Genomic DNA, 19039 nt, shown 5'->3' with positions numbered 1-19039 from the left:
ACTGTCGCAGGCATGATTCCCTGTGCGCGCCCCTTCTGATTGAGACCTTATATGCCTGAACTGCACGTCGGCGAACGCCACTGGTCGGTAGCCACCGGCAGCAACTTGCTGGATGCCCTGAATCTGGCGGGTGTGGCCGTGCCTTACAGTTGCCGGGCGGGCAGTTGCCATGCGTGCCTGGTGCGCTGCCAGGGTGCGGTCGAGGACAAACAACCCGACGCCTTGAGCCCGGCGCAACGTCAGCAGGGGTGGCGCTTGGCGTGCCAATGCCAGGTTGTCGGGGACGTGCAAGTCGAAACGTTCGACCCGCTGCGTGACGGTTTGCCCGCCAAAGTGGTGGGCGTCGACTGGTTGAATGCGAGTGTGCTGCGCCTGCGCTTGCAACCGGAACGTGGCCTGCGTTATCGCGCCGGGCAGCATCTGGTGGTGTGGGCGGGACAGGTGGCGCGGCCCTATTCCCTGGCGAGCTTGCCCCAGGAAGATCCGTTCCTGGAGTTTCACCTCGATTGCCGTCAGCCCGGTGAATTCATAAATATTGCCCGCCAGTTGCAAGTGGGAGACGACCTGCGCCTGGGCGAGTTGAGGGGCGGGGCGCTGCAATACGATCCCGACTGGCATTCGCGGCCGCTATGGCTGTTGGCCGCCGGCACCGGGCTTGGGCCGTTGTGGGGCGTGCTGCGCGAGGCGTTGCGCCAGGATCATCAGGGCGCCATCCGTGTGATTCACCTGGCTCATGATGTCGACGCGCATTACCTGGCCGAGCCCCTGGCGCAGTTGGCTTTGCAGCATCCAAACGTCACCGTGGAGCTGTGGACTGCGGCTGAGTTGACCCAGGCATTGGCGCAACTGCGGCTTGTTTCGCGGCAAACTCTGGCCTTACTCTGCGGGCACCCTGTCAGCGTCGAGGCGTTTTCCAAACGCTTGTTCCTGGCCGGTCTGCCGCGCAATCAACTGCTGGCCGATGTGTTTGTGCCCCGTGGTTGAGCGCTGATTTCTACAGCCGCGAGATCCACCATGACCGACGCCATCCTGCTGCAACGCGAACGCGGGCTGCTGACCTTGCAGCTCAACCGCCCGGACAAGAAAAACGCCCTGACCCGCGCCATGTACACGCAATTGGCCCACGCGTTGGAGCAGGCCGATGCGGACCCAGACATCCGTGCCGTGCTGATTCAGGGCAGCCGTGAGTGTTTTACCGCCGGTAATGACATCGGCGATTTCCTCGAACAGCCGCCCAGCGACCTCGACAGCCCGCCGTTTCACTTTATGAAAAGCCTGCTCAATTGCCGCAAGCCAGTGATCGCCGCTGTGGCCGGCGCGGCGGTGGGCATCGGCACGACCCTGCTGCTGCATTGCGACCTGGTCTATATCAGCCGCGATGCGCGCTTGCGCATGCCATTCGTCAACCTTGGGTTGTGTCCGGAGTTTGGCTCAAGCCTGATCCTGCCGCGATTGCTCGGGCATGCCAAGGCGGCTGAGCTGTTGCTGCTGGGCGAGGGATTCACCGGTGAGCAGGCGGCCGCGTGGGGCATTGCCACGCAGGCGTTGAGCAGCGGTGAAGCGGCGCTGGCCAAGGCGCGGGAAGTGGCTGAACGTTTTGAGATCCTGGCGCCGGGTGCGGTGCAAGTCAGCAAACACTTGATGAAAAGTGTGGATCGCGAGCAGTTGCGCCAAGTGATTGAAGAGGAGGGGGCTTTGTTTACGCAGCGGTTGAAATCGCCGGAGGCGATTGCGGCGTTGTCGGCTTTTGTCACCAGGCGCTAGATTTTTGTCGATTGTTCTGACGTCTTCGCGAGCAAGCTCGCTCCCACATTCGAGCGTGTTTCTTCAGCGTGTACGCGGTCAAATGTGGGAGCGGGCTTGCTCGCGAAGAGGCCAGTGACGCCAACACAACCGCCAGCCTGACATGCAAAAAGCCCCGCCATTCTCATGGTGGGGCTTTTGTTTTTCAGCCTGTCACTCAGACCATTGGGTCGCCAACGTGCAGGATCTTCATGCCGTTGGTGCCACCGATGGTGTGGTAGCTGTCGCCCTTGGTCAGGATGACCCAGTCGCCTTTCTCCACAACGCCGCGCTTGATCAGCTCGTCGATGGCAGCCTGGCTGACTTCATGCGGCGGCAACGAGGCCGGGTCGAACGGCACGGTGTACACGCCACGGAACATGGCCGCACGGGCCTGGGTTTCGCGGTGCGGGGAGAACGCGTAGATCGGCACCGAGGAACGGATGCGCGACATGATCAACGGCGTGTAGCCACTTTCGGTCAAGGCGATGATCGCTTTAACGCCCGGGAAGTGGTTGGCAGTGTACATGGCTGCCAGGGCGATGCTCTGGTCGCAGCTTTCGAACACTTTGCCGATGCGGTGGCTGGAGGTCTTGCTGGTCGGGTGCTTTTCGGCACCGACGCAGATCCGCGCCATGGCCTGTACGGCTTCCAACGGGTACGGGCCGGCGGCACTTTCAGCCGAGAGCATCACGGCGTCGGTGTAGTCGAGCACGGCGTTGGCTACGTCGGACACTTCGGCGCGGGTTGGCATCGGGTTCTGGATCATCGACTCCATCATCTGGGTCGCCACGATCACCGCTTTGTTATGGCGGCGGGCGTGCAGGATGATCTTTTTCTGGATGCCGATCAGCTCGGCGTCACCGATTTCCACGCCCAGGTCGCCACGCGCAACCATCACAGCGTCGGAAGCCTTGATCAGGCCGTCGAGGGTTTCGTCATCGGCAACGGCTTCGGCGCGTTCGATCTTCGCTACCAGCCAGGCAGTACCGCCGGCTTCGTCGCGCAGTTTACGGGCGTATTCCATATCGGCAGCGTCGCGCGGGAAAGACACGGCGAGGTAGTCCACTTCCATTTCGGCGGCGAGCTTGATGTCGGCCTTGTCTTTTTCAGTCAGCGCCGGCGCCGTCAGGCCACCGCCGCGACGGTTGATGCCTTTGTGGTCGGACAGCGGGCCACCGATGATCACGGTGCAGTGCAGTTCGGTCGGGGTGGCGGTGTCGACGCGCATGACCACGCGGCCATCGTCCAGCAGCAGCTCGTCGCCGACGCCGCAGTCCTTGACCAGATCCGGGTAGTCGATACCCACGACTTGCTGGTTGCCTTCGGTCAGCGGATGGCTTGTGGAGAAGGTGAACTTGTCACCGATCTTCAGCTCGATACGCTTGTTGGCGAATTTGGCGATACGGATTTTCGGGCCTTGCAGGTCACCCAGCAGCGCCACGAAGCGGCCGTGCTTGGCGGCCAGGTCACGCACCAGCTTGGCGCGAGCCTTGTGCTCGTCCGGGGTGCCGTGGGAGAAGTTCAGACGGGCAACGTCCAAACCAGCCAGAATCAGCTGTTCGAGGACTTCCGGCGAGTTACTGGCCGGGCCAAGGGTGGCGACGATTTTGGTACGACGGACGGACATGCACAGACTCCTGAGTTCAAGCGCTGGAGAAGGCTACTATGCTCTTTCGTTGTAGTCATTGTTCGTTTGCACTACTTATCGACGATTGGCTTGTTTTTGCAGCGGTTGAATAGACGAACATCCTTGAAGATTTTCGACGAGGGGTCGATACACTGCTCAAGACAGGAGAACCCCCATGCGAATTTTGCTCGTTGCTGCCCTGGCCGTCAGTGTTGTCGGCTGTACCCGCTGGTCGATGGACCACCATTTGAACAACGCTTACCGTGCCTATGGGGTGGGTGATTGCGAGCGCGTCACGCTGGAATTGTCCCAGGTTGACCGCGAGAGCCGCACCCGTCGCTACGTGCAACCGGAGGTCTCGATGTTGCGCGGCCAATGCCTGGAGCGACAGAAATTGTTCGTCGATGCTGTCCAGACCTATCAATTCATCATCAGCCAGTACCCGACAAGTGAGTACGCCTACCGTGCGCGAGCCAGGCTCGACACCCTGCAGCAGTTGGGGCATTACCCCGGCGCCAGTGCTGCACAGACACGGCCGGCGTCGTTGTAATGATATTTGTCATGCCATAGCTGGCCCGTCGCCAGTCTTGAGCTATCCTTTGGGTGTTCGTTTGTACAAGTTTCTATTCGAACGAATGCGAGGCCCGGATTCGGCAGTTGTTTAGTGACCATAGCGACGTCTGTTGGCACACCGAGATCCAGGGAGAGCGAGCCATTGGCTCGTTCCGAATCACTGGACCGGCCAGGGCATGGCCATTGGATGGCGATCTCACATGTTTACCCACCGACGGATCGAGCGGCACCAGCTACCTTGCTTCCTGCAGGTATTCAACCGTGTTACTGATAAACCTATCGGTTTTCTGGGCAACGCGTCCGAAAGTGGGCTGATGTTGATCAGCCAGTTGCCCATGATGGTCGACGTGGATTTCGAGTTGCGTCTGAAAATTCCTGGCCCGACCGGCGAGTGCCAGGCAATTGACCTGACCGCGACCTGCTTGTGGAGCCATGAAGACATCAACCCGCAGCACTACGACTCGGGGTTCAGCGTGATCGAGGCGGGCGAAGAATACAGCCAGCTGATCAGCGCCTTGTTGAATTACTTCAGCTTCGATCCGTTACAGGCATCCGCTTAGGCATTGAACGTGTTGGTCCGGGTTGGGATCGTTAGCCCGGCCTTGGCAAGGTGTTTGTGTCAGCACGCGTTTAGAACACTCCGGCTTTTTTCCAACCCAGATAACGCGTGACGAGCGCGGCCCCCAACGCTGATGGCGGCGTGTCCAGTACGGATAACCCATGGGCGCTCAACCGGTCATGGAGTTCGTTGCGTGCATTGAGGTAGTCGACCGTCCCGCAATAAGCCAATGCTTCAGGCAGGGTTTGCACCGGGGCCTGGCGCAAATCATCGAGTACTTCCTCCCGCAGGCTGGCCACCAGTACCCGATGCTGTCGGCTGATGCGCTTGACCGCTGTCAGCAGAGCTTCATCGTCCTCATCGCGCAGATTGGTGACCACGATCACCAGCGCCCGGCGTTTTTGCCGAGCCAGCAGTTGGCTGGCCGCAGCTTGATAGTCGGCCGTGCGGCGGGTGGTATCCAGGTCGTACACCGCATTGAGCAGCAGGTTCAGCTGGCCGCTGCCCTTGACCGGCGCCAGGTAACGCGGCTGGTCACTGGCAAAGGTGCTCAGCCCCACGGCATCGCCCTGACGCAGCGCGACATAACTGAGTAACAGGCAGGCGTTGAGTGCATGGTCGAAATGTGACAACTCGCCGTCCTGACTGCGCATGCGTCGACCGCAATCGAGCATGAACACAATCTGCTGGTCGCGCTCATCCTGGTATTCACGGGCGATGGGTGTGCGTTGTCGTGCGGTGGCCTTCCAATCGATCTGGCGCAGGCTGTCACCCTCGCGAAATTCGCGCAGTTGGTGGAATTCCAGCCCCAGGCCCCTTCGCTGGCGTTGGCGCACGCCGAGTTGGCTGAGCCAGTTATCCACACCGAGCAACTGTGCGCCGTATAAGTGAGCGAAATCCGGGTAGACGCGAGTCGTATCGCTGACCTCGACAAATTGCCGTGCCGACCACAGCCCAATGGGGCTGGGCAGATGAATTTCACAGCGGCTGAAGCGGAAATGTCCACGGCGCAAAGGCCGCAGGCGGTAGCCCAGTTCGCTGTGTTCACCGGGGCGCAGTTCAATGCTTTGGGGCAGGTTTTCCATGCTCAAGCCGTCAGGAACATGATCGAATACCTTCACTGTGATTGGTTGCGAGTAATCGTGCGTCAGGGTCAGGCGCACTTCTCCCCAGCGTCCGAGTGCCAGGCTGCCCGGCATTTGCCGTTGTACTTGCACACCGGGGCGACGCCGCAGGCGCACGGCATCCAGCAGCGCCAGCAGCAACAGCGCCAGTAACAAGCCCCAGGCTATCGAGTGCAGTGTGTCGGGCACTTTAAGCTGCAGCGCCGTTGCGGCGCCGAGCAGGATGTTCAGACCCAGCAACACGCTCAGCCAGCTCAACAACAGGCGGGTCGGCTTCATGGACGAGTCACTGCCGGGGCGCCGCGATCTGGTCCAGCAGTTGCTGGAGCACTTGGTCTACCTCGAGCCCGTCGATGTCCAGTTCCGGCGCAATGCGCACCCGGTGACGCAGTACAGCCAGCGCGCACCCCTTGATATCGTCAGGGGTGACGAATTCACCGCCACGCAACAAAGCGCGTGCCCGTGCCCCGCGAACCAGGGCGATGGAGGCCCGAGGGCCGGCGCCGATGGCCAGCCCAGGCCACGTGCGGGTGGCTCGCGCCAGGCGCACGGCGTAGTCGAGGACTTGCTCATCCAGCGCCAGTTCGCTTGCAACCTGCTGCAGGTGCAACACGTCCTGGGCCTGCAGCACCGTACGTAGCGGGTGCACGTCGAGCATGTCTGCCCGGGACGAGCGAGTCACTTCGCGCACCATCTCCAGTTCTTGCCGAGCATCGGGGTAGTCCATGCGCACCTTGAGCATGAAACGGTCGAGTTCGGCTTCGGGCAGGGGGTAAGTACCTTCCTGTTCGATAGGGTTCTGAGTCGCCAGCACCATGAAGGGCTGACCGATAGGCAGCGCCTCGCCTTCGAGAGTGACTTGGCGCTCCTGCATGGCTTCAAGCAAGGCGGCTTGAGTCTTGGCCGGAGCGCGGTTGATTTCATCGGCCAGCAGCAAGTGAGTGAACAGCGGCCCCTTGCGCAGCTTGAACTGCTCGGTGTGCAGGTCATACACGGCGTGGCCGGTGACATCGCTGGGCATCAGGTCCGGTGTGAACTGGATACGTGCGAAATCGCCACCAAAGCAACGCGCCAGGGCACGCACCAGCAACGTCTTGCCCAGGCCGGGTACGCCTTCGAGCAGGACATGCCCGCCAGCGATCAGCGCGGTCAGTACGTCGTCGATCACCTGATCCTGGCCAACCACCGCCTTGCGCAGTTCAACGCGCAGGGCCTGTGCCTGCTGACTGGCGTGTTGAAGGCTTTCGGCGGTAGGGGCAGTGGCTGCTGGGAGTTCGCTCATAGGGCATTCCTGAGGGTTTGCAGGCATGCCACCTGACGGCTGAAATCGGCGCTGGTGAGCCGTTTTGCCGGGAGTGGGCCTAGGGCCTGGCTGATGATGTGGGAGGGTTGGCGCGTCAGGCGTTCGAGTACCTGCCACTGTTGAGCGGTGTCGAGGTGTTCAAAGCCAGGGTGACGTCGGCGGGCAGCGCGCTGAATGTCACGCTGCAGGGCGTGCAAGAGCGTGCCCTGGCCGGTGCGACGCAGCAGGAAATCGGCGCTGGCCTTCAAATGCTCCTGCAACTGCCGACGTGCCCTGGGCGCAGGCGCCTGGATCGGGCCCTGGCGCATGCCGGTCTGGCAGAGTGCCAGGGCAATCAGCGCCAGGAGTGCCACCAAGGCTTGGGGGAAATAGCGCATCAACAGGGTCAACAGGCTGTCTACGTCGCTGTTGAACAACAAGGTCACGTCAGTACCTTGGTTGAGGTACCACAGCAGCCAGGCGTTATCGTGTTGGCCGATGCCCGGGGTTTTCCACAGCTCGCTGTCGGTTACCACGGTTACGGTGCCATGCCCGAGATTGCGTTGCATGAGGTGGCTGGATTTGGCGCTGTTGGCTGAAAACTGTGCCAGGTGTTTGGGATCGGTGAGGTTGAAGTCGGTATCGAAACTGAAGTACGCCGGGGCGGTTTCATTGTCGACGTAGAGTTTGGTCAGGTCCGGCGTTTTCTTTTTGCGCGTCGTGGCTGGTTCATCGAAGGTTTCGCTCAATGTCTGGTGGATGTTCAACCGATCAAGCAGCAGGTCGCCGCTTTTACCTGTCTCTTCATCCCACAGCGCTTCGGCGACCACCAGCAAATGGCCACCGGACTTCGCCCACTCCAGCAGTTGATCCACTTGGCGTGGGGTCATGTTGGCGCGATCACCCAACAGCAGAAGGCTGTGGCCTTTTGGCTGGAGGTGAGCGAGGTGTTCAAGGCTATTGGCATGCTCGACGCTCAGGCCTTGCTGGTGCAGAAAGTACTCGGCCGCCAAATAGGGATTCTCCCGCGCTTGGGGCGATGGGCCGCGATCAACCACTTCGTCATAAGGGATCGCCTTGTGCCAGGCATAAAATGCACCGGCCCCCAGCAGGCACGCCAGCAGTACACCTGCCCACAGTAACAGGCGGTTCATTGCCCGGCGTCCGACTTGAACAACGCACGCCAGTCGCTGCAGAGCTTTTGCTGGGCGGCGAGCGGGGGCAGCCGGTGGCCGTAGGCCAGGTTCTGCCAGTGGCGTGTCAGCTCATCACTGAACACCAGCAGCTGTGGTTGTTGTAATTGGTGAACACGCTCCAGGACCTGGCCTTCGGTGTCGGCGGTTTTCAGTGGCATGTTGTAGTCATGCAACAGGTGGCTGAGCAGGCCTCGGTACAGAAGGCTGAGGGCTTGCCGTGGTTGTGTGGGCCATAAGTGTTCGGCAGTGCTGGCGATGTCCCCGGGCAAAGTGTCTATGCCCAGTTCCAGGCCGAATAACTGCGTTGGAGCGGGCTTGGTAACCCTGGGTTGACTGATTGCGCGCCGACTGACAAAAGCCTGCAACCCGTCGCGGTAGTGCCAACCGAGCAACGCGAGGCCTCCAATCAACAGGCTCCACAGGAGTATTTCCAATCCCTGGCCTAGGTGTCTGAAGGTGTTGCTGTTGAGGTGATCGAGCAGTGCCTGTAGCCATCCGGGTAATTTGCCATCACCGTGCGCGGTGCCTTTGGCCGCAGGCTGGTCTTCGCCGAAGCGATAGCGGGTGACGGTTTCCGGGTTTTTAAACGGGGGGAGGGCCAGCAGGGTCTTGATGGATTGACTCGCAGCCGGGGTGCTCAGTTGCTTTGGGCTACTGGACTCATCCGCCATGACCTGTGGGCTGGCCTGCAGCATCAGTCCGACCGCCAACAGCAGTAGCGTCGCCACGCTGCCCAGGCGCTGGCGTAAACGCCGGAATACCAGTTCCAGGTCCCAGGCCTCCAGCACGGTACGGCGGTTGAGGTATAGGCTGAAACCGCAGGCGACGTAGATAGGCTCCCAGAACACCAATATCAGCGCATAGAACGCGTTGCCCAGATGCGCCAGCCACAGCCCTTGCGAACGGGTGGCGAGCACTAGTCGTTGCCAGTCCCAATCCCGTTCAAGTTGTTCAGGAATGAAGAGGTAGAACAGCGCCATGCAGCCAAACCACAGGCCGATTTCCAGGTGCATGCCAATGATTGTCAGCCAGCGCGCAGCCCCTGCGTTGCGTTGTAACAGCACGCCGAGGCGGTGTTGACGCGCCTGGCCACCCAGGCCTTCGAGTTGGCTCACTGGCAGCACGAAACTGCGGCTCAGGCTCAGACGCCGCCAGGTCAGGCTGACCAGCAGCTGGCTTTTTAACAGTCGCGGCCAATGGCGCACGGCTTGTTTGACGCTGGGTGTTTCACCAAACAGTGCCTTGGACAGGATGTACAACGGCAGCCGATCGAACGCCGGTTTGAGCCACCAGAACAGAAAAACAGCGGCAAAGGGAGACTCCCATAACAACACGGTGAGCAAGGCGAATACCGGCAAGCTCACCAGCGCCCAACTGCTCATCAACAGCCAGCGATGCTCCCTGGCCATCAACACGCCAAGGTCCATGGCCTCCCAGGCAGTGCGGGGGCGAATTACCACGCTGGCGTCACTCAGGCGCATGGTGAGCCCGCCCTGCAAGAATCAGGTAAGCGGCCACCAGCGGCCAAAGCGCGGCGCCCACCAGGTATTTGATCCAAGGTGTGATAGCGGTGGTGGAAGACCAATACGCCTCTATCAACGCAGCGATCAGCAGGAACACCATCACACCGCAGAGCATCTGCACGCTTTTGCGCGCCGCCAACCGCAGGGATTCGCTGCGAGCGAGCGGTCCCGGAGCGATCAGCGACCACCCCAGTTGCAAACCCGCAGCGCCGGCCAAGGCGATGGCGGTCAGCTCGAATGCAGCGTGGCCGATGACAAACGACCAGAAGGTCTGGCCATAGCCAATTTCGGTGAGATGGCCGCAGATTGCGCCGATGATCAAACCGTTGAAAATCAGAAAAAACACGCTGCCCAGGCCAAACAGCAAACCGGCTGCAAAGGTCTGGAAGGCGATGCCGATGTTGTGCATCACGTAGTAGCCGAACATCATCCAGTTTTCGCTGGAGGCTCGCTCGGCGGCGCGCCCAAGGCGGCTGGCAGCGGGGTCGTACATGCTTTGCATCTCGGCGACCTGCTGGGCGCTGACGATGCTGTAGATCAGGTCGGGAAACAGGTAAACCAGCAGGGCTATTCCCAGCAGGCTGCCGAAAAACAACAGGCCGGCGATTAACACGAAGCGCCATTGCTCTCGTACCAGGCGCGGGAAGTCGGCCAGGACGAAGCTCAGAACCTTCGCTCCCAATTGACTGCGATGGCGATAGAGCTGCTGGTGGCCGCGCAGGGCCAATTGCTGCAGCGGATCTACCAGATAACTGCTGTAGCCACGCGCCTGTGCCAGCGCGAGGTGCTGGCACAGGCGTCGATAGTGATGGGGGAAGTCCGCCACGTCGCTGGCCTTGGCCTTGCCTTGCTCCAACTGTGTCAGTTGCGCTTCAAAGGCTTGCCACTGGGGCTGGTGACGGCTTTCGAACAGGCTCTGCTTCATGTCGGCCCCAACAAGCCACGGGCCACACCATTGAGTTGCTCTACGGCGCGTGCAGGGGACACTTGCAGAGGGGCCGCGAGGATGGACGCCAGTTCATGCACCCGTTCGGTAGAGAGTTCGCCCTGGCGTTCGGCGAAGCCGAGAATGGCGCGCTGCTCGCTCAGGTCAAGGGCGAAGGGCAGGCGCAACGCAGCCGCTTGGGGTATCCGGGGGCGGGCCAGTGATTGTTCGCGGTAGATCACCAGGGTGCCGGCGGCGAGGTCGCCGAGCCGTTTGAAATGAGGGTGTTGCAGGCAACTGATGGCGCCGAGGAAGTAGCCGAAGGGCAGCATGTCGACAAAGCGCAGGAGGTTGCGGATCAGCGAGGCGGACCAGCCGACAGGCGTGCCATCGTCCTGTACGACCCGCAGGCCCATGACCTGCTTGCCTGGAGAGCAGCCTTGATTGAGCACTTCGAACAAGACCATGTACCACCAGCTGACCAGAAACAGCAGCAATGAACCCAGGCCAATACCAATATTGCCCAACAGGGCCAGCGGCACGAGCAGGATGCCCATGACCAAGCCACGCAAGCCCAGGTCGAAAGCAAAGGCCAGTACCCGCGGCGGCAGGTCTGCCGGGCGCAAGGGCAGATCTATGCCTTCAGGGGTCTCGATCTGGTAGCGGGTATCCAAAGGTTTTTTCGGCATTGCGATCCCTGGCAGTGCGAAGCGGCTAAGAGACACGGATGCTAGCAGTGTCGCCGGTGGAAGCAACCATTCAAGGTTTTGCTGGATATTTGTACAGCCAAGGTATCACTGGCCCCGGACGGCCAACAGCGCCTAGACTTTGCCGGTCTTCAGCACAGGAATAACCCGTGACCTCCATTTTCTGGTACGACTATGAAACCACCGGCATCAATCCGCGCAGCGATCGCCCGCTTCAGGTTGCCGGTATTCGTACCGACCTCGAACTCAACGAGATCGGCCCGCCGGTCAACCTTTATTGCCAGCTCAGCGACGATATCCTGCCTCATCCGGCCGCCTGCGCGATCACCGGCATCACCCCTGACGTTCTGGCGGACAAAGGCCTGGCCGAAGCCGACTTCATGACCCGAGTGCATGCCGAACTGGCCGCACCGGGCACTTGCGGTGCCGGTTACAACACGTTGCGTTTTGACGATGAAATGACGCGCTACAGTTTGTATCGCAACTTTTTCGACCCTTACGCCCGTGAATGGCAGGGCGGCAACAGTCGCTGGGATTTGATCGATGTGGTGCGCACGGCCTACGCACTTCGCCCGGAAGGGATCGTCTGGCCAGAGCAGGATGGGCGCGTCACCCTCAAGCTTGAGCGTTTGACCGCCGCCAACGGAATCGATCATGGCCAGGCCCACGACGCCTTGTCGGACGTGCGAGCCACGATCGCCCTGGCGCGTCTGGTCCGCGAGAAACAGCCCAAGTTGTATGAGTGGCTGTTTCAACTGCGCAGCAAGCAGCGGGTAATGGATCAGGTACGCCTGCTGCAACCGATGGTCCATATATCCGGACGCTTTTCCGCCGAGCGTCACTACTTGGGCGTGGTGCTGCCGCTGGCCTGGCACCCGCGCAATCGCAATGCATTGATCGTCTGTGACCTTGGGCTGGACCCGCAGGGGTTGCTGGAGCTGGACGCCGATACCTTGCGCCAGCGCCTCTACACGCGCCGTGGCGACCTGGCGGAAGGCGAACTGCCAGTGCCGCTCAAGTTAGTGCATATCAACCGCTGCCCGGTCGTTGCCCCATTGAACGTGCTGCGGGCGCAGGACCGCGAGCGACTTCAATTGGATATGGACACGTGCCAGGCACGTGCACTGCGACTAACTGACGCACACGAAGTTTGGCGCGATAAGTTGGCGGCTATTTATGCCGAGGAAGATTTTGCGCCGAGTGCGGATCCCGAGCAGCAGCTCTATGACGGTTTTATTGGTGATCGCGATCGTCGTTTATGCGAACAAGTCCGGGCAGCCGAGCCTTTACATCTGGCGCATCAGCAGTGGCCATTTGATGATCATCGTTTGCCGGAATTATTATTCCGCTACCGCGCGCGTAACTTTCCTGACACCTTGAACAACGAGGAGCAACAGCGCTGGAAACTTTTCTGTCAGCAACGGTTGTCGAGTTCGGAGTGGGGCGCGCCGACTACCCTGTTGGCATTTAAACAGGCGCGCGAGGAGTTGGCTGTTAGTGCTACATCGTTTCAGTGTCAGGTGCTGGATCAATGGCAGGAGTATGCCGACTCTTTAGCCGCCCGGCTGAACCTGTAGTCAGGCATTGGAGAATATTCGGACAATAAAAAACGCCAGCAAGCTGGCGTTTTTTATTGTGTCGCTTATCAGGCGAGAGCCCGACCAGGCTTAGCCCAGCAGGGTAGCCCAGCCTTCAACCACGTCGCCGCCCCACTTGGCTTTCCACTCTTTCAGCGTCTTGTGGTTGCCACCTTTGGTTTCAATCACTTCACCGTTGTGTGGGTTCTTGTATTGCTTGACCTTGCGAGCGCGCTTGGTGCCGGTAGTTTTCACAGCGCCGCGGGGTGCTTTAACTTTCGACTCTGGATCCAGCAGCGCGATGATGTCACGCAGGGATTTGGAGTATTCACCCATCAGGGTGCGCAGTTTGCCTTCGAATTCCAGCTCGGTTTGCAGCTTGTCGTCTTGGGACAGGTTCTTCAAACGGGCTTGCAGCTCTTTGATAGCTTCTTCGGTGGCACGGTATTCGTTGATCAGAGACATGTGGACTACCTTATGTAGAGCGCGGATTGGCAGGAGAGTGGCCCAATAATAGTCAGGCACTAACCCCAAGTAAACATTTAAGGATGCATTTATGTGAATTACTTTGAATGTTTGTAGCGCTGCTACGCAATCGAGTTAATTAGTAGGTGGTAGACGTAAAGATAATCTCGTTTATTTTCCGACAATTGCCCGTGCATCACGTTGGACACGCATATAGCGTTGGTAAAACCTTACGCTATTAAGGGCTGTAGCCTGAGGGTGGGGGCAGAATAAGCCGTAAGGAATACTGCAGTTTTTCTGCGCAATCGCTAGAATGGCCGCCTTTGCGAAGTTCTGGAGTTTCCCCCTAATGCGCACTTTTCGGCTGGTGATTGCTTGCCCGGACCGGGTTGGCATCGTTGCCAAAGTCAGTAACTTTCTGGCCTCCCACAACGGCTGGATCACCGAGGCGAGCCATCACTCGGACGATCTCAGCGGTTGGTTTTTCATGCGTCACGAAATTCGTGCCGACACGCTGCCCTTTGGTCTTGAAGCTTTTCGTGAGGCGTTTGCGCCGATCGCCGAAGAGTTTTCGATGACCTGGCACATCACCGACACCGAGCAGAAAAAACGTGTCGTGCTGATGGCCAGCCGCGAGTCCCATTGTCTGGCCGACCTGCTGCACCGCTGGCACAGTGATGAGCTGGACTGCGAGATCGCTTGCGTAATCTCCAACCATGACGACCTGCGCAGCATGGTCGAATGGCATGGCATCCCGTACTACCACGTGCCGGTCAACCCGCAGGACAAGGAGCCGGCCTTTGCCGAAGTCTCCCGCCTGGTCAAGCAGCACGAAGCGGATGTGGTGGTGCTGGCGCGCTACATGCAGATTCTGCCGCCGGAACTGTGCCGCGAATACGCCGGCAAGGTGATCAACATTCACCACAGCTTCCTGCCGTCGTTTGTGGGTGCCAAGCCATACCACCAGGCCTCCCTGCGTGGCGTGAAGCTGATTGGCGCAACGTGCCACTACGTCACCGAAGAACTGGACGCCGGCCCGATCATCGAGCAGGACGTGGTACGCGTCAGCCACAGCGACAGCATTGAAGACATGGTGCGTTTCGGCCGTGACGTCGAGAAGATGGTGCTGGCCCGTGGCCTGCGTTATCACTTGGAAGATCGCGTGCTCGTGCACGGCAACAAGACTGTAGTGTTCTGATACAGGTCTTGAAGAAGCACAGGCCTGGGCGTTAAATCGTCCCAGGCCTTTTTTTTTGCTGCTATTGGGGATTGATCAATGAGCGATCCACTCGACAAAGCCACCTCCCAAGCCCCGGCGACGCTGGGGGAGGGGTGTTTAAGTCGATATGACCCGGATGACCTGGATGCTGAGGACGGCACCGAGTTTCCGGGTGCCGCTGAGTTGTGGGAGCGCGAACAGGCCAAATCCGAGCCTCCGGAAAAATAACGGCCCGCCGCTCTAAAAAAACGGCGGGCACTGGGCTCAGATTCGGAAACTGCCCACCAACTGTTTCAAGCGAGCGGCCTGTTGTTCCAGGTCGGTGCAGGCGCGCAGGGTGGATTGCAGGTTTTCCACGCCTTCCTGGTTGAGGGTATTGATCTCGGTAATGTCCATGTTGATCGACTCCACCACCGAGGTTTGCTCCTCGGTGGCGGTGGCCACTGACTGGTTCATGCCGTCGATCTCGCCAATGCGCTGGGTCACGCTGTTCAAGCGCTCGCCGGCCAGGTTGGCGATTTCCACGCTGTCCTGGCTGTGGCGCTGGCTTTCACTCATGGTGCTGACCGAGTCGCGCGCGCCGACTTGCAGTTCCTCAATCATCTTCTGCACTTGCTGCGCCGACTCCTGAGTGCGATGGGCCAGGTTGCGCACCTCATCGGCCACGACCGCAAACCCGCGCCCGGCTTCCCCGGCACGCGCCGCTTCGATGGCGGCGTTCAGTGCCAGCAGGTTGGTTTGCTGGGAGATGCTGGTGATCACCTCCAGAATTTGCCCGATGTTCACAGTCTTGCTGTTCAGCGCTTCTATATTGCTGCTCGAAGCACTGATCATCGCTGACAGTTGGGTCATTGCCTTGATATTGCGATCCACAACCTGTTGGCCGTCTTCGGCCAAGTGCCGCGCATCGCTGGCCTGGCTGGAGGCTTGTGCGGCGTTGCGCGCGATTTCCTGGGCGGCAGCGCCCAGTTCGTTGATGGCGGCGGCGACGCTGTTGGTGCGGTTGGCCTGCTCGTCGGAGTTGACCATCGAGGAATTGGAGGCACTGACCACTCGCAAAGCCACTTCGTTGACCTGTTCGGTGGCTGAGGACACTTCGCGGATCGAGGTATGAATCCGCTCCACGAAGCGGTTGAAGGCAATGCCCAGCGTGCCGAACTCATCGTTGTTCTGGATGGTCAGGCGGCGGGTCAAGTCGCCCTCGCCATCGGCGATGTCCTGCATCGCGCGGGTCATTACGTGCAGGGGTTGCAACAGCACGCGGATGAGCATGCCCAGCAGCGCAATGATGATCACCACCGCGATGATCGTGGCGATGATCGCCGAATTGCGGAACTCGCTGAGCATGGCGAACGACTTGTCTTTATCCACCGAAATGCCCAGGTACCAGTTCACCGAGGGCAGGCCCTTGATCGGTGTAAAGGTCACGATGTTGTCTTTACCGTTGGCTTGAACTTCACTGAAGTCAGTAGTGATCTTCGGCGTGTGATTGGGGTACATGTCGGCCAGGGTCTTCATCACCAGGTTTTTGTCCGGGTGCACGAGCACTTTGCCATCGGCACTGACCAAGAACGCATAACCCATGCCGCCGAAGTTCAGCGCGCCAATGTTATCCACCAGCGTTTGCAGACTCAGGTCGCCGCCAACCACGCCGGTGCTCTGGCCAGTTGTGGTGGTGCTGGGGGTGGCGACCGAAATGATCAGTTTCCCGGTGGCGGCATCAATGTAGGGTTCAGTCAGGGTTGAACCATTGCTGGACTGGGCGCCCTTGTACCAGGGGCGCACCCTTGGGTCGAAGCCATCGGGCATCTTGGTGTCGGGGCGGATGGTGAAGGCGCCTTTGCTGTCGCCCACGTAGGTGGCCATGAACGAGGACGTCAGGGCTTTCTGTTCCAGCAGGCCGGCGACCACGGCGGGTTCAGGGTTGATGGCAATGTTCTGTGCTGCGTTTTCCACCAGCGCTATGCGCCCGGTGAGCCAGGTTTGAATATTGCTGGCGGTGACGTCGCCCATTTCATGCAGGTAATTATTGAGGTCGTCGCGAATCGCGTTGCGTTGCAGGTAGTCGTTGTAGAGGGTAAACAATGCGAAGGCGGCGATGACGATAAGGGCGGCTGCAAGCAGGATTTTGTGGCTGAAGCGCAGGTTTTTATTCATGGCTTGAAGGGTCCGCTAAGGTCTTGGTATCCGAAGCGCGTCCTCATGGGATGCGCAAAATGGCAGCGTCAAAAAAGGTGTGGTACTTCTGGTGATAGCTCTGTGAGTCCCTGTAGGAGCCATCCGACCTGTTTTTAGACTTTGTGGGTCTTACAATTATCTGTATCGACCTTGCGGCACTAAAGATTAACCAAAGGTGACGAAATGCCTGACTCCTCGCAACTCCTTATTGGCGCCGGCCCGGACGGCCAGCCCATCGCCCAGGCCATGCGCCTGGCCAACCGTCACGGCCTGATTGCCGGCGCCACGGGCACCGGCAAGACCGTGACCTTGCAGCGCCTGGCGGAAGCGTTCAGTGATGCGGGTGTGGCCGTGTTCGCCGCTGATATCAAAGGCGATCTGTGTGGTCTGGGGGCTGCCGCGAACCCTCAAGGTAAAGTGGCTGAGCGCATCGCGGGCATGCCCTTCCTTAACTACACGGCGAAGGCTTATCCGGTAACGCTGTGGGATATCCACGGGCAGTCGGGTCATCCGCTTCGCACGACCATCAGCGAAATGGGACCTTTATTGCTCGGCAGCCTGTTGGAACTCACCGACAGCCAGCAGTCGGCACTCTATGCGACCTTCAAAGTGGCGGACCGCGAAGGCCTGCTGCTGCTCGACCTCAAAGACCTCAAGGCGTTGCTCAACCATCTGCGCTATCACCCGCAGCTGCTGGGTGACGATGCCGCGCTGATGACCACCGGCTCCAGCCAGGCGCTGTTGCGGCGCCTGGCGGTGCTTGAACAACAGGGCGCTGAAGCCTTGTTTGGTGAGCCGGCCCTGCAGCTTGAAGATATTTTGCAGCCGGCCAGCGACGGCCGAGGGCGAATCCATCTGCTCGACGCCAGCCGGCTGGTGCACGAGGCGCCCAAGGTGTACGCGACTTTCCTGCTGTGGCTGCTGGCCGAACTGTTCGAGCAGTTGCCGGAGCGCGGGGATGCCGACAAACCGTTGCTCGCGCTGTTTTTCGATGAGGCGCATTTGTTGTTTGCCGACACGCCCAAGGCTCTGCAGGATCGACTGGAGCAAGTGGTGCGCCTGATCCGCTCCAAGGGTGTCGGCGTGTACTTTGTCACGCAATCCCCCGCTGATTTGCCTGACACGGTCCTGGCGCAACTTGGTCTGCGTATTCAGCACGGCTTGCGGGCGTTCACCACGAAAGAGCAGAAATCCCTGCGCGCGGTAGCGGATGGCTTTCGGGCCAACCCGGCATTCGACACCTTGTCGGTGCTCACAGAGCTGGGCACTGGTGAGGCACTGGTGGGCACCTTGCAGGAAAAGGGCACGCCGGAAGTAGTCCAACGCGTGCTGGTAGCGCCGCCGCAATCGCGCATCGGGCCGCTCAGCGAAACCGAACGCGCCGCGCTGATTGCCAGCTCGCCGTTGCTGGGGCGCTATGACAAGCCGATTGATCGAGAGTCGGCCTATGAAGTGTTGATGGCGCGCAAGGAGCTCGGGCCGACTGAGGCAGCCACGCCTGCTGCCGAAGAACCGAGCTTTACCGACAAGGCCGGGGCATTTCTGGGCACCGCGGCCGGCAAGGCACTCAAGTCAGCCATGCAGCAGGCCGCCAATCAGATGGGCCGGCAGCTGGTGCGGGGTTTGTTGGGCTCGTTGCTCGGCGGCAGCAAGCGTAAGTAGCTATTCAGATTTGGGCTTGGCGTGCGCGGCCAATCGCTCCAGTGCCGCGCGCAAGCCCGGATCGCTGATCCCGTCGGCCGTTGCCTGAATGGTTTCGGCCGCATTCACCGACAGGTTGATGGTGTGCCCCACCGCGCCTTGCTGCACGGTCGGCGGCTGCACCTTGAACTGGATACGGGTCAAACTGGCAAATTCATCAAAGGCCATCAATTGTCGCTGCAGGCGTTTTTGCTGATAGCGCAAACGGGTCGCCCAATGACCGTCGGTGACAATTAACAGCAAATTTCCTTCGCGCCAGGACGCCACATGGCAATGTTCACGTGCGGCAGGTTGTAGCTGGCTTTCGACCAGGCGTTGCAAATGGCCCAAGCGTTGCGCATGGCCGAAGATGGCTTTCAACGGCTTGGCTTCGCGGAGCAACACGCTGGGCGCGCGGGCTGTAAGAGGGCGAAAGGCCATGTTTAGACACCTTAAGTAACAGAGCCGCCATCTTAGCAGAAAGCGCCTGTGTGCCCCCCAGCCAATGCGTCACGCAGCGCTTTGCTCGTAAAATCAATAGGTAACTTCTGCGCCTGATGGGTTGAAGTTCCAGCAAAAGCCCTTATTTTAAACAGGCCCTCTCACAGCGCCATGCCAG

The 19039-nt window shown here is 60.1% G+C and carries 18 protein-coding genes and 1 pseudogene; 8 read left to right on the top strand and 11 right to left on the bottom strand.

The window, feature by feature from the left end:
* Positions 1-51 precede the first annotated feature (51 nt).
* Both ACP7B3_RS20580 and ACP7B3_RS20575 read left to right on the top strand, forming a co-directional pair.
* Positions 52-984 carry an iron-sulfur-binding ferredoxin reductase gene (locus tag ACP7B3_RS20580; RefSeq protein ID WP_426180535.1) on the top strand — a complete coding sequence of 311 codons (933 nt, stop codon included), beginning with the start codon at positions 52-54 and terminating at the stop codon, positions 982-984.
* Between the two features lie 30 nt (positions 985-1014).
* Positions 1015-1764 (top strand): enoyl-CoA hydratase-related protein, encoded by a 750-nt coding sequence (locus ACP7B3_RS20575; protein ID WP_426180533.1) that lies wholly within the window; start codon positions 1015-1017, stop codon positions 1762-1764.
* Positions 1765-1960: 196 nt separating this feature from the next.
* Here ACP7B3_RS20575 and pyk read toward each other — a convergent pair whose 3' ends face one another.
* Positions 1961-3412: a pyruvate kinase gene (pyk, locus tag ACP7B3_RS20570; RefSeq protein ID WP_106578361.1), complete on the bottom strand. Its 1452-nt coding sequence runs from the start codon at positions 3410-3412 to the stop codon at positions 1961-1963.
* A 175-nt stretch (positions 3413-3587) separates the two neighbouring features.
* Here pyk and ACP7B3_RS20565 point away from each other — a divergent pair, with 175 nt between their 5' ends.
* Positions 3588-3962 carry a tetratricopeptide repeat protein gene (locus tag ACP7B3_RS20565; RefSeq protein WP_106578362.1) on the top strand — a complete coding sequence of 125 codons (375 nt, stop codon included), beginning with the start codon at positions 3588-3590 and terminating at the stop codon, positions 3960-3962.
* Between the two features lie 223 nt (positions 3963-4185).
* Entirely contained in the window at positions 4186-4545 is a 360-nt protein-coding gene (locus ACP7B3_RS20560; RefSeq protein ID WP_145165394.1) for a PilZ domain-containing protein, read from the top strand.
* 70 nt (positions 4546-4615) lie between these two features.
* Here the strand turns inward: ACP7B3_RS20560 and ACP7B3_RS20555 are convergent, their stop codons facing one another.
* Genes ACP7B3_RS20555 through ACP7B3_RS20530 form a run of 6 tightly spaced genes read right to left on the bottom strand, consistent with a single transcriptional unit; the run spans position 4616 to position 11283 of the window.
* Positions 4616-5947: a DUF58 domain-containing protein gene (locus ACP7B3_RS20555; RefSeq protein ID WP_426180530.1), complete on the bottom strand. Its 1332-nt coding sequence runs from the start codon at positions 5945-5947 to the stop codon at positions 4616-4618.
* Between the two features lie 7 nt (positions 5948-5954).
* Positions 5955-6950 carry an AAA family ATPase gene (locus ACP7B3_RS20550; RefSeq protein WP_426180528.1) on the bottom strand — a complete coding sequence of 332 codons (996 nt, stop codon included), beginning with the start codon at positions 6948-6950 and terminating at the stop codon, positions 5955-5957.
* Positions 6947-8104, bottom strand: a complete 1158-nt coding sequence (locus ACP7B3_RS20545; protein WP_426180526.1) for a DUF4350 domain-containing protein — start codon at positions 8102-8104, stop codon at positions 6947-6949. The genes ACP7B3_RS20550 and ACP7B3_RS20545 overlap by 4 nt, the downstream gene beginning before the upstream one ends.
* On the bottom strand, positions 8101-9627 hold the full coding sequence (locus tag ACP7B3_RS20540) for a DUF4129 domain-containing protein (RefSeq protein ID WP_426180524.1): 1527 nt from the start codon (positions 9625-9627) through the stop codon (positions 8101-8103). The genes ACP7B3_RS20545 and ACP7B3_RS20540 overlap by 4 nt, the downstream gene beginning before the upstream one ends.
* Complete coding sequence (locus tag ACP7B3_RS20535) at positions 9614-10594, bottom strand: stage II sporulation protein M (RefSeq protein ID WP_426180522.1); 981 nt, start codon at positions 10592-10594, stop codon at positions 9614-9616. Before ACP7B3_RS20535 ends, ACP7B3_RS20540 begins: the two co-directional genes overlap by 14 nt.
* On the bottom strand, positions 10591-11283 hold the full coding sequence (locus tag ACP7B3_RS20530) for an RDD family protein (RefSeq protein ID WP_426180520.1): 693 nt from the start codon (positions 11281-11283) through the stop codon (positions 10591-10593). The genes ACP7B3_RS20535 and ACP7B3_RS20530 overlap by 4 nt, the downstream gene beginning before the upstream one ends.
* Before the next feature lie 167 nt (positions 11284-11450).
* Between ACP7B3_RS20530 and sbcB the strand changes: the two genes are divergently transcribed.
* Positions 11451-12878 carry an exodeoxyribonuclease I gene (sbcB, locus tag ACP7B3_RS20525; protein WP_426180518.1) on the top strand — a complete coding sequence of 476 codons (1428 nt, stop codon included), beginning with the start codon at positions 11451-11453 and terminating at the stop codon, positions 12876-12878.
* A 90-nt stretch (positions 12879-12968) separates the two neighbouring features.
* Here the strand turns inward: sbcB and mvaT are convergent, their stop codons facing one another.
* Positions 12969-13343, bottom strand: a complete 375-nt coding sequence (gene mvaT, locus ACP7B3_RS20520) for a histone-like nucleoid-structuring protein MvaT (RefSeq protein WP_005790963.1) — start codon at positions 13341-13343, stop codon at positions 12969-12971.
* 349 nt (positions 13344-13692) lie between these two features.
* On the opposite strand from mvaT, the gene purU reads away from it, so the two are divergent.
* Both purU and ACP7B3_RS20510 read left to right on the top strand, forming a co-directional pair.
* The gene (purU, locus tag ACP7B3_RS20515; RefSeq protein ID WP_005790961.1) at positions 13693-14541 is read left to right on the top strand and encodes a formyltetrahydrofolate deformylase; all 849 of its coding nucleotides are present in this window, start codon (positions 13693-13695) and stop codon (positions 14539-14541) included.
* 78 nt (positions 14542-14619) lie between these two features.
* Positions 14620-14790 carry a hypothetical protein gene (locus ACP7B3_RS20510; RefSeq protein ID WP_242199966.1) on the top strand — a complete coding sequence of 57 codons (171 nt, stop codon included), beginning with the start codon at positions 14620-14622 and terminating at the stop codon, positions 14788-14790.
* A gap of 36 nt (positions 14791-14826) precedes the next feature.
* Here the strand turns inward: ACP7B3_RS20510 and ACP7B3_RS20505 are convergent, their stop codons facing one another.
* Both ACP7B3_RS20505 and ACP7B3_RS20500 read right to left on the bottom strand, forming a co-directional pair.
* Positions 14827-15591 carry a methyl-accepting chemotaxis protein gene (locus tag ACP7B3_RS20505; protein WP_370004806.1) on the bottom strand — a complete coding sequence of 255 codons (765 nt, stop codon included), beginning with the start codon at positions 15589-15591 and terminating at the stop codon, positions 14827-14829.
* Between the two features lie 93 nt (positions 15592-15684).
* Positions 15685-16719: pseudogene (locus ACP7B3_RS20500) on the bottom strand (cache domain-containing protein); the annotation flags it as partial.
* A 204-nt stretch (positions 16720-16923) separates the two neighbouring features.
* Between ACP7B3_RS20500 and ACP7B3_RS20495 the strand changes: the two are divergent.
* The gene (locus tag ACP7B3_RS20495; protein ID WP_145165375.1) at positions 16924-18402 is read left to right on the top strand and encodes a helicase HerA-like domain-containing protein; all 1479 of its coding nucleotides are present in this window, start codon (positions 16924-16926) and stop codon (positions 18400-18402) included.
* On the opposite strand, the gene ACP7B3_RS20490 is transcribed toward ACP7B3_RS20495, so the two are convergent.
* The gene (locus ACP7B3_RS20490) at positions 18403-18861 is read right to left on the bottom strand and encodes a DUF721 domain-containing protein (protein ID WP_106578374.1); all 459 of its coding nucleotides are present in this window, start codon (positions 18859-18861) and stop codon (positions 18403-18405) included.
* Between the last annotated feature and the right edge of the window lie 178 nt (positions 18862-19039).

The organism is Pseudomonas sp. TWRC1-2 (genome assembly GCF_049896685.1).
Classification (GTDB): Bacteria; Pseudomonadota; Gammaproteobacteria; order Pseudomonadales; family Pseudomonadaceae; genus Aquipseudomonas.
The sequence above is the reverse complement of the archived record's forward strand: the minus strand, read 5'-3'. Positions and strand labels throughout refer to the sequence as shown.